The sequence below is a fragment of the Pseudomonas sp. OG7 genome (assembly GCF_014192825.1).
Taxonomy (GTDB): Bacteria; Pseudomonadota; Gammaproteobacteria; order Pseudomonadales; family Pseudomonadaceae; genus Aquipseudomonas; species Aquipseudomonas monteilii.
This window is the reverse complement of the sequence record NZ_JACHYK010000004.1, coordinates 206,212-216,931: the sequence shown is the minus strand read 5'-3', so window position 1 is coordinate 216,931 and position 10,720 is coordinate 206,212. Positions and strand designations below refer to the sequence as shown.

General features: G+C 49.8%; 7 protein-coding genes. 6 read left to right on the top strand and 1 reads right to left on the bottom strand.

Annotated features, from left to right (window positions below):
- The first annotated feature begins 120 nt into the window (after nucleotides 1-120).
- The 6 genes from FHW75_RS11770 (at nucleotide 121) to FHW75_RS11745 (ending at nucleotide 8,590) form a co-directional block, all read left to right on the top strand.
- The gene (locus FHW75_RS11770; protein ID WP_016715049.1) at nucleotides 121-2,331 is read left to right on the top strand and encodes a heparinase II/III family protein; all 2,211 of its coding nucleotides are present in this window, start codon (nucleotides 121-123) and stop codon (nucleotides 2,329-2,331) included.
- A gap of 16 nt (nucleotides 2,332-2,347) precedes the next feature.
- Nucleotides 2,348-2,731 (top strand): hypothetical protein, encoded by a 384-nt coding sequence (locus FHW75_RS11765; protein WP_183673687.1) that lies wholly within the window; start codon nucleotides 2,348-2,350, stop codon nucleotides 2,729-2,731.
- A 48-nt stretch (nucleotides 2,732-2,779) separates the two neighbouring features.
- Entirely contained in the window at nucleotides 2,780-4,543 is a 1,764-nt protein-coding gene (locus tag FHW75_RS11760; RefSeq protein ID WP_183673685.1) for a hypothetical protein, read from the top strand.
- Nucleotides 4,531-5,778, top strand: coding sequence for a glycosyltransferase family 4 protein (locus FHW75_RS11755; protein ID WP_080578129.1), 1,248 nt, complete (start codon nucleotides 4,531-4,533; stop codon nucleotides 5,776-5,778). Before FHW75_RS11760 ends, FHW75_RS11755 begins: the two co-directional genes overlap by 13 nt.
- A complete protein-coding gene (locus FHW75_RS11750; protein WP_161989743.1) occupies nucleotides 5,775-7,007 on the top strand; it encodes a glycosyltransferase family 4 protein in 1,233 nt (410 codons plus the stop codon). The genes FHW75_RS11755 and FHW75_RS11750 overlap by 4 nt, the downstream gene beginning before the upstream one ends.
- 509 nt (nucleotides 7,008-7,516) lie before the next feature.
- Entirely contained in the window at nucleotides 7,517-8,590 is a 1,074-nt protein-coding gene (locus FHW75_RS11745) for a DUF6270 domain-containing protein (RefSeq protein ID WP_183673683.1), read from the top strand.
- A gap of 142 nt (nucleotides 8,591-8,732) precedes the next feature.
- On the opposite strand, the gene FHW75_RS11740 is transcribed toward FHW75_RS11745, so the two are convergent.
- Nucleotides 8,733-10,715, bottom strand: coding sequence for an acyltransferase family protein (locus FHW75_RS11740; RefSeq protein ID WP_183673681.1), 1,983 nt, complete (start codon nucleotides 10,713-10,715; stop codon nucleotides 8,733-8,735).
- Between the last annotated feature and the right edge of the window lie 5 nt (nucleotides 10,716-10,720).

Below are 10,720 nucleotides of genomic sequence, written 5' to 3'. Positions count from 1 at the left end.
GACTGCGCGGCAGCACGCCTGCCGCTGCGGATCATTGATCATCTTTCGACAGCTTTTTTTGAGCGCTTTCAGCGCCATTGGGGCTGAGCTTTTTTCACTTTTTAGAATATTTACTAAGACATGCTCAAGATAATCCGCGATCGCTTCTTCAAAGAAGACGAAATCGAGGCCACACCGGTACCCATGGTTGACAAGCCGGCGTTGGACTTTCTCTCAGACCGGGACATTCTCGACTACAGGTCGTTCTGCAACCACGGCAGCGAAGCCGATGAGCCTCTGACCCTTCAGGGCTTCAGTGGCAACGCGCGTGCCGCAATGGAAAACGACAACCCGGTATTTACCTTCAGCGGTAATGCCAGCGTCTATCAGGTTCGCTTCAAGCTGCCACGTTCTTTCCATGGCAACGGACTGCATCTGCGCTTCCGCCTTTCGGACTGGGAAAAACTGAACTACATCGGGGTTGGTTACACCTTCGAGGGTAGCTATCGCCACGTAAAGATCGTCAATGCGGCACGTGGGCAGTGGGTTGACTTCACCATCGGCCACAATGACCTGGCGTTCGGTATTCAGAATAACTGGGAAACTCCAGCGGCCTGCGAGCTGGAAGAAATCAAGCTGTACTTCAAAGGGCAACCCAAGGCAGAAGGCTCCTCTCTGGAGATCGAACGCCTGACCTGCTGGCATGAAAACGAAGCACCCACTGGTTGGCTGACAGAAGACTTTGCCAAGGAGCCGCTTTCCGAAGCGCTCTGCGACTCCCTGTATGCGTACATGGAGAAGTGCTTCAAGGATGTGCCGACCCAGGCCAATGACTATTTGCGGAAAGGTGTCTGTCCGCTTTACGGGAACATCGGCCTGGCGTGGGACTGGCAACAGACGCTGCCCGATGAGCTGGACGCTGTTGGCACCTACCGCTTCTCGTGGCACTCGCTGCATCCCGCGATCATTCTGATGCTGCACGCACGGCAGGAAGGCAGCGTAGCGCCGCTGTTCCCGGCGCGGGAGTTCATCAGTAACTGGCTGGAGCGCAGCTACTTCAATGCCGACGAAGACCGCAAGTTCGCCTGGTATGACCACGGTACCGCCGAGCGGCTGCTGGCGTTCCTGATGATCTGGGATATCGGTGTGCGGCAGCAGTTTGAGCAGCGCTTCATGGTGCGCCTGCGTTCGGCCATCTTCAAGCACGCCCAGTTGCTGGCATCGGAGATGTTCTACGCCTCCCACCAAGCCTCGCGTTACCACAACCATGCATGGTTTCAGGATATGGCTTTGCTGGCGACCAGCCTGGCCATGCCAGACTTCCCGTGCTCCGAGCGTTGGCAAGCGCTGGCATTGTCACGCCTGACCGACCAGCTTGATACCTTGATTGTTCGCGACAACGGCTATGCCGTGTTCGTTGAAAACTCCATTGGCTATCACCAGGGTGTACAGCGCCTGATCGCTTTCGCCGGTGAACTGGCCCAGCAGAGTTCGCACGTCACGACCATTCCGACGGTTGCCGAAGAACTGTTAAAGTTCTCGGACTTCCTGCGCTACCCGGACAACCGCTCTCCAGCCCAGGGCGACACCTTCCGCCGCGCCAACCCGGACCCGGAAACGGTACGCAACAGCAAGAACTATCCGACACCATCGGCAACGATCCTGCCGACGGCCGGCTACGCCATCATCAAGGGTAATCACGCACAAACTGCATACATGCTGACCATGTTTGCAACGTCGCTGTGCAAAACCCACAAGCACCAGGACAACTTGTCCTTCACGTTGTTCATGGACGGTATCGAGTGGCTCATCGACCCGAGCTTCTACTCGCACGAGTATCTCAAACCTGTCCAGAACTTCCTGAGGGGGGCCTACTCGCACAACAACCCGGTTATCGGCGATGTGCCTTACAGCATCGAACCTGGCCACGCCCAGTTGTCCGGGGAAGTCAGTGAAAATGGCTTTAGCCTCAATGGCTCGCATGACGCGTTTGAAGACACACTCATCAAACGTGGTATCACCGGTTACCTCGACCGCCTGCAGCTCGAGATCAGCGATGAGATCCATGCAACGCTGCGAGACAAGCCTATGTTCAGCCTGTTCCACTGCGGCGACGGCACCCAGGTAACCAAGACCGAAGAGGGCGTAGAAATTCGTCACCCTGCGTCCAGCTATCGAATCACCATCGCTTCGAACTGCCCCTGCACGATCGTCACAGGCTGGAACGATGATCAACTTGTGAAAGGCATCAGCGGCGTTGGATTCATGCAACAAATTGACACGTCGATGGTTGCATTTGAAATGAAGAACGCTACAGAAGCGCAATTCATCATTACTGCTCACCACAACTGAAAATTACGGATTAAACATGAAAAAGATTGCCCTGTACTCGATTCTTGCCCTATTCCTGACTGCTTGTGATGCGCCTGACGTGGCCAACATCAATCTCAAAGAAGGCAACAAGATCTCTTTGAATAACGTCAAAAGCACCAAAAGCTATATGGCGACCAAAGATGACAAGGACCGCCAATACCATTACTTCGAAACCACCGCAGACCTGAACACCGTCTACCAAAATTTCAGTCAACAATTCGAAAAAAATGGCTACAAGCCAACTATTAAAACCCAAGAAGAATCGGTCATTCAAGTCTACTTCAAGAAGCCAAACTCCGCGATGATCGTCGCCAACTTCAAGCAAGCTAACCCGAATCAGGCGACCACCCAAGCTGTACTGTCCTGGGCAGTAAATTAAAGTAATGCCCCGGAATACTCAGATGCATCTGATACAAGGCCAGTTATCATGAGCGAAGTTGTAAGCACAAACCCAACCTCAGGACGATGGATTTATTCCGTTGCATCCAAGATAACTCGCAACATTCCGGGGCTAACTTTAACCATCATAATCTTCACACTGGCGGCGCAGATCAGCTTATTGGCAGCCTCATACCTGCCATTGAAAGCCATCATCCTCATAGGCTCCCCTTCAATCCCCTCCTATTTCCCTGAATACTTCAAGGCGTTCGAGCGGAAAGATTTGTTCGTAGCTCTCTGCATTGCAGCCGTTGCATTTTACCTACTGTATTTGGCTTCCGAATCACTGACCAAAAAACTAACAATCCTTGGAAGTGAAAAACTAGTTAACAATAGCAGTAAATTAATCGTATTCGATGGACAAGATGATGTAGCTCGCAAAGCCTATCTGCGACTTACGCGCAGCCTTGCCGCCGTAGTCTTTTTGGCGCTGACTATAGGCGCACTTGGTTTCATTTATCTCGAACTTACAATAGCAGTCATTTCATTTTGGTTTTGCATGGGCATCGCGGCCAAAGCGAAGTCGACGTTACGGAAAGGCGCATCAACCTCTTCAAATGAAGGGACCCATGAACTGATTAACTCACTGGGATCTTTGGGGTTTCTTGCAGCCTTTTGTTACCTTGCGTATGACCTTCTCTCTGACACCCCGCCGAGCTTGCTCCCAGCAATTATCGGCGTGCTGCTAACACGACAGATCATGCAGCGTGCGACCCTGCTAATTCAAGACATCATTTTACTAAAAGAGCAGCGCCTGCAAATATCGGCACTATTTTTCAACGGACACAAATTAACAGGCGAAATAAAATCCAAAGCCACAAAGTTTTGGAGCATTTTTACCCATAACAATATCAATAACTGGGTCCCCGCCCTACTCAAGGATGTCAGTGATAAAAATTATACGAATCACTGTATAAATTGGCACCAAAGCGGCGTGCACGACATCTTTGCATTAGAGGTGAGATCTACGTGCGCACAGGGAACAGAAGATATCTACCTTCTGAAAGTATTCAACACTACCCGAAGCACATTAGCGATAAACGAAGCAACTCTGCTGTCCGAGCCTCAGGTCAGGAACCTTCCAAGCCTGCCGTTCGTGCATGCAACTATTCTAGAGGGCTTTCATTGCCACATTTTCCGTGCGGAGCATCTGAACAAGATACCTCCGGTCGAGTACGGCATTCACCAAGTCGAACTAAGCAAAGCGCTCATGAGAAGCATACCTTCTCAACCCTTGATACAGAAATACACTCGGTCGCGCCCGTTACTGTGGGATAGACTGAGCGACTCAGCGCTCGCTAATCTCGGTGAAGCGCTAGAAATCAGTACACACCAAAAAGCATTCACAGAATTTATTCAATGCATCGACAGCACTCGATACCTTCTACGCACACTCCCTCTGCACGTGTGCAATTCTCAGGTCGGCAAGGACCAGATTTTCATTTCCGATAACGGTGTACTGACAGCCAGTTACTGGGGTAATTGGAGCCTGGAACCTGTTGGCGCAAGCTTCCAGGTGTCAAAAAAGCTCGGACCTTTGCTCGTAGAATTGTTGGCTGATCTTAAGGAGCATCGCACAGACATGCAGGAGTTAACCGTGGTGCATCTGCGCATTTCTGCATTGTGCTTCCAATTGGATCAGTTGCTGGTGCGCCAAAACTACATATCAGCAGCAGAGCTCCTTCCCCAAATTACCGGGTTGACCGAAAAACTTAACCAACCAGTAATTGAGGAAAGCGCATGCAACGCGTAGCCATGGTGGTGTGGAACGAGTTCCTAAATGATGCCCGAGTACTGAAGGAAGCTCAAACCCTCCAGCGTGCAGGCTATCAAGTTAAAGTCTTTGCTTTGCACACACCTGGCGTTACACGGCAACAGGAGCAACTTGAAGGAGGCATTCAGGTACTCCGGGTTGCTCGCAGCCCCTTGTGGCGCTTGCGTAAGGGTAGCTCTGTGCCCACCCAGATCTCTGCCAGCAGCAAAGATAAAGGCCCAATTGGTAAGCTCTCTGTAAAACACCAGATTCTTCGCCTCATTGCAAGAACCTGGACCCATATGGCCCTTCTCTGGCAAATGGTTCGATATCGGGCAAATGTCGTTCATTCTCATGACGTGAACACTCTGCCTACAGCCTGGTTAGCAGCACGTTTCAGCCGAGCTCGGCTTGTTTATGATGCCCACGAAATAAGTACCAGCCGTGAGGGCTATAGCAGCTTTCGCCGCCTGGTTGGCTTTGTAGAGAAGCAGTTAATGCCCAGTGTAGACGGAAGCATTACGACCACAGACGCGAGAGCCAAATATTTCGCTCGCGCCTATGGTGTTCCAAGGCCAACCGTCCTGCAAAATCGACCTCGGCTCACGCACTGCGAGACTTCGAATCGCATTAGGGAAGAGCTAAAACTTAAAGCTCCTTGGCCGATTATCCTGTATCAAGGTGGCTTACAGCAGGGACGGGGCTTGGAAAAACTAATCCGCACGGCTGCGAATGTGCCAAATGCCTATTTTGTATTCATAGGCGGTGGCCGCTTAACGCTGGATCTAACTCATCTCCGTGATGAACTAGGGCTTCAAGAGCGTGTGCATTTTATCCCCACTGTCTCTTTATCACAGCTGCCAAACTATACTGCATCAGCAGACATCGGTGTACAGCCGATTGAGAACACTTGCCTCAATCATTACACCACTGATTCGAACAAGCTATTTGAGTATCTGATCGCAGGACTGCCTGTTGTTGCCACCGACTTTCCAGAAATACGCCGAATTGTGCGCAATAACAATGTCGGCTTGTTGGTTCCAGCCAATGACTCATCGTCACTGGCCGAAGCACTTAATCAACTGGTTACAGATTTCAAATTGCGGAGCACATTTGCCACCAATGCGCGTTCGACCGCGATAACCCTTAACTGGGAGGAACAGGAGAGCCGCTTGGTAGATCTCTACAAAACCATTCTGAAGTCGCCGCCCACGATCGAGCGTGTTAGACCATGACGACTCGAATCCTTCTGCTGAGTTTTTACTACCCTCCAGACCTTTCGGCGGGGTCATTTCGTGCAGAAGCACTAGTCAATGCACTGCGTGCCGAACTGGGTGAGCATGTAGATATCGATGTAATTACAACCCAACCGAATCGTTATCACTCCTACACAGCTAATGCTGTAAGCCTGGAATGCTCCCCTCTGCTTAAAATTCGGCGCATTGACATACCCGCGCATCGAAGCGGAATCAGAGACCAGGCCAGAGCCTTCGTCAGCTTCGCACTTAACGCCCTAAAAGTCACACGCAATCAGCAATATGACTTGGTTTTTGCGACGTCGTCACGCCTTATGACCGCTTCACTTGGTGCATTTATCGCCCAACGCAAAGGCTGCGGTTTATACTTGGATATTCGCGACATCCTTGTCGACACTTTACGAGATCTTTTGCCCGCACGCTGGGGCAAGTTCGCCGCCTCAATTTTTTCACCGATAGAACGCTGGACGATAAATCGCGCCACGCGAGTCAATTTGATATCGCCAGGCTTCCTGCCCTACTTCAATACCCGCTACCCCGGGCGAAAATTCACACTCTATACAAATGGCGTTGATGACTTATTCATAAACCAGAATTCAGCCATTCAGCCTTCGGCTCATGACAGCGTACCAAAGCGGCTTAAGGTAGTTTATGCAGGCAATATCGGCAGCGGACAAGGACTACATCAGATCCTTCCTGAGCTTGCAAAGCGGCTTGCCGAGAAAGTTGACTTCCATTTAATCGGAGCAGGTAGTGCCTTAAAAGAACTCAAGCTTGCTCTGACACAGGCAGAGGTCGATAACGTCACGATTTCGCCCCCCATGAAACGTGAAGACCTGCTACGCGTCTATCGTCACGCGGATGTGCTTTTTCTGCACCTTAATAACTTGAAGGCTTTTCGACGCGTACTACCCTCTAAAATTTTCGAATATGCTGCCACGAACAAACCCATTTGGGGCGGTCTTTCTGGATATGCCGGACGATTCGCAAAAAAACGAATCAAGAACACTGCATTGTTCAGTCCGTGCGATTTGGAGGGAGCAGTCAAGGCCTTCGACCAACTGCAACTTCAGCACACGCCTCGACTCGATTTTGTTCAGCAATTTTCACGCAACAACATCAAGAAAGAAATGGCCAAAGATATTTTACAAATCTCTCCAAAATACACAGCACGCATGACAGATCATAAATACAAAATCCTTAACTGACTTGCCCGTCCGATCCGCCTGCCGCCATACACATGATTATTCCCGCGAACGCACAGACACGTACATCTGACGCTCGATGTCCGATCCTGTTTGACTTGCATAAAACTGAGCTTTAGCACTTCCCCCTATCAGAGTGAACTCTCTGCATCTGTGGAGTGTCCTATCCTGAGGTCACACACAACGATCGCGGCAGTCGAAAGCTTAGCGAGCACGCCCGACCAGCGTCCTTGCGTCCTCACCCCGTCCTAGGTGCAAAGCATGCCTCAGAACTGCCCTGCTTACGTTGCATTCGCTTTCCCTGCCCGCGATAATGCAATATAGCTACACGCTCAGGCACAAGAATTGGATCCCATATGTCGACCCCTACAAGCACCTGTGATTCCGCAGAAATGCGCCAGTACTGCACCCAAGTAGCCTGTTCGGTTGAGCTTCTGAGTTTTATGGGATTTGTAGTCGCGTCAATCGATGCACCAGAAAAGTGCATCAATCCAAAAGGCTAAAACAAAACAGTGACCAAGAATTTAATTATCTACGGCAGCTGCGTTTCGAGAGACATATTCAATCTCGAAGAAAGCCGCGACTTCAACTTGCTTGAGTACTACGCGAGATCATCAATGGCTTCACTCTGCAGTGAAGCCTACGAGAACTCAGAAGCATTAGAGAAAATCCCATCGGCTTTTCGACGCCGGATGGTCGCATATGATTTCTCAAAAGAGATCCTCTCGGACAAGAACCAATTCGATAACGCCGACGTTATCTTAATTGACTTGATCGATGAGCGCTTTGATCTGATAGTTCTGCCATCCGGACAGACTATAACTCATTCAAACGAGCTGACTGAAAGTGGAATACTTGAGGACCCATCGGTTGAAGGCTTCAAAGTTATTACCCAAGGCTCAATGGAGCGTCGTCGACTCTGGCTTGAAGGGATGCAAAAGTTTTTCGCATTCCTCAAACAACGGAACAAGCTTGATCGCGTATTGATCAACAAGGTTTTCTGGTCTTCTGCATTTGAAAAGCCGAGTACATCCCCCTTCCCCGTTGCATCGACCTTCATCGAAAAAGCCAACGCTGAACTGGCGTGGATGTACGAGGTACTAAGCCATGAGTTGGCAGCGCATCAATTCCTGGAGTTCTCTACATCACAGTTGACCGCAGACGAATTCCATCGCTGGGGAGTTTCCCCTTTCCATTATTCTGAGGGCTACTATCAAGAGGCCTTGTCTCAGATCAAACAAAAAACGGCAAACTCGGACGAAGCGGTATCTGAACCCGCCGTGGAGGCTCGTTCATATTCTCCATTTGTTTCGAAAGGTGCGAAACTCACTGTAGCGGCGATTAAAGCCGATGGGGAAATTTTCGCGCATTGCTCTCTTGTCACAGAAGGCAGAATTCACGACAGCGGAAGTTTCGCGTTTTACTTGGTTGTTGACGGTGTACGACGTGATGTGCGGTGGTACGACGTCTCTCAAAATGCGCGCTTTCTTGCACCAGAGACTTACAAGACGCTGGAAGTGATGGCTTTTTATAAAGACGTTCTCGAAGAACAGCTGTCAGCTAAGTGCACTGTAGAGTCAATGTAGAGCTTCCTATAGAAGCTAAATAGACGGATGAAGAAGCATGGGCGGACATCTTCAAACCCGCCCATGCTTTAATCGCTGAACTGCACCTCATCCGTCTCACAAGAGACCAGCAATTAAATCCCTGGTCACTCGCTCAACCACCTTATTCGTTGCTAATTTTAGCAATCGGTTCACCTGAACGTGATAGGATCTCCAGCAAACCTAAAGGCAGCACTTTGGTTCGCAGAGCTTCAGCACCAAGCATTTCAGAGCCAGGAATGCTGAGATGCCCTTCATCATAATACAACGGACTTCCATTTAGATAAGCCGAACAGGTGCCATTCCTACAAATCAAATCACGCAATCCAAATATGCTGGTGCGCGGGTATTCCAAAGCAATTTTACCAACCAACTTATTTGCTGCATAGTCGCCCTTATCTGCATAAGACGTTTGCTTCTCGCACGACATTAAGGGAATTTTGATCGACTTTTTACTGCACTCACGATCATATCCCATAAAGCCTGGCGCTCTCAGTGCGATAACCACAGTTTTTCCTGCTTCGGTCAGCTGGCGCAGGGTTTGCCGGAAATCTGACTCGAAGCTCGGATCTCGTACGTATGCATGCCAACTCGCACCCAAGACAACCGTGTCATACTTGGAAAGCTCCCCGCGAACCATCTGATTAAATTTCACGCAGCTATCTTTATATGCAGGCGGAGCGTACTTTCTACTTAGCTCATCTGGAAACGGCGGACATGATGAGTGTTCTATATTCCTGAGTGCGAACCCATAGTGCTCAGACAGCACTTTGAAATAACCCATAAAGTGCGCCGCATTTGAGTCACCAAACAACATCGCACGCGGTACTTTATGATGATCACCAACCACGCATTTTTGAGATGTCATAAATTCTGGCTTTGCGCCTACCTGACAAACATAGCTGTAGCTAAAAGCAGGACCCGTGTTATTACTTAATTTCGCCAATCTCTCAGCGTAGTTTTCCGGAGAAAATAGTTTAATCAAGCCATTCGAGCTTATCGCAATAATTGATAGCACCCCAGTTGCAAGCAAGAGCCCTGAAAGGGCATAGGCTTTAGCAGGCGCCCCCGAATGCCTGAATGGCTTTTCAATCCCAAAATACGAGACCAATGTCATGACAACCATAATGACCAGGCACATCAACCCGCCCATCAGATCAGGCTCGCCCATCGCGTATCGATAGAACGCCAGCACGGGCCAATGCCAAAGGTAGAGGGAAAAAGAGATTAAACCGACAGCAACCAGGGGCCTCAATGAGAAAAGACTATTTACTGCCGTGGAACTGAAATTACCTGCTGCGATAAGTAATGCAACGCCAACTGTAGGTACAGCCGAAATCAAACCAGGGAAGCCATCCGTTTCACGAATCGTCAATAGCGACCAAACAACGATCGCCAACCCCACTGCAGCTATGATTTCCGCATACGCCCGCTGAACCCTGAAAGTGACCATCTGACATATGAAATATGTGACGGCACCGATCAGCAACTCACCCGCCCGCGAGGGGAGCATGTAATAAGCAAACTTCTGGTCGCTTGCTAAATTTAGCTGCCCCCAAGCGAATGATGCGGCAGCCAGCAGAAGAGCGATGATTACAAGCCCGCGTTTTTGCATGCATGCAAATGCAAAAAAGAGGAAGGCAGGCCAGAGCAAATAAAACTGCTCTTCAACACCTAAAGACCACATATGCAACAGCGGAACCATATCTGAAGAAGCTGCAAAGTAGCTTATATCCAGATACTTCCAGAAATATATATTTGCGACCGACAGCAGAGAGGCAAGCGCTGAACCTGACAAGTCACTGACATCAGATGGCAGCATAAGCGTCAAGCCGGCTAGCAAGGTGACAAATATCATGAATGCCGCAGCAGGGAAAATCCTTCTGATTCGTCGCAGGTAGAACTCCGTAAATCTGAATTGCCCTTGCGCAAGCTGCTTAGCTACGATCCCGGTTATGAGATACCCCGATATGACAAAAAATATGTCAACCCCTACAAATCCGCCTGGCAACCACTGCTTGTTGAAGTGAAATATGACAACCGCCAATACGGCAAGCGCCCGCAACCCGTCGATATCTGGGCGGTAGGCAAGCATCTTGTTACTCATGAAGT

What these genes read in the sequence shown, in the direction of transcription:
- FHW75_RS11770 (WP_016715049.1), top strand. Translation starts at nt 121, where the DNA reads ATGCTCAAGATAATCCGCGATCGCTTCTTCAAAGAAGACGAAATCGAG.
- FHW75_RS11765 (WP_183673687.1), top strand. Translation starts at nt 2,348, where the DNA reads ATGAAAAAGATTGCCCTGTACTCGATTCTTGCCCTATTCCTGACTGCT.
- FHW75_RS11760 (WP_183673685.1), top strand. Translation starts at nt 2,780, where the DNA reads ATGAGCGAAGTTGTAAGCACAAACCCAACCTCAGGACGATGGATTTAT.
- FHW75_RS11755 (WP_080578129.1), top strand. Translation starts at nt 4,531, where the DNA reads ATGCAACGCGTAGCCATGGTGGTGTGGAACGAGTTCCTAAATGATGCC.
- FHW75_RS11750 (WP_161989743.1), top strand. Translation starts at nt 5,775, where the DNA reads ATGACGACTCGAATCCTTCTGCTGAGTTTTTACTACCCTCCAGACCTT.
- FHW75_RS11740 (WP_183673681.1), bottom strand. Translation starts at nt 10,715, where the DNA reads ATGAGTAACAAGATGCTTGCCTACCGCCCAGATATCGACGGGTTGCGG.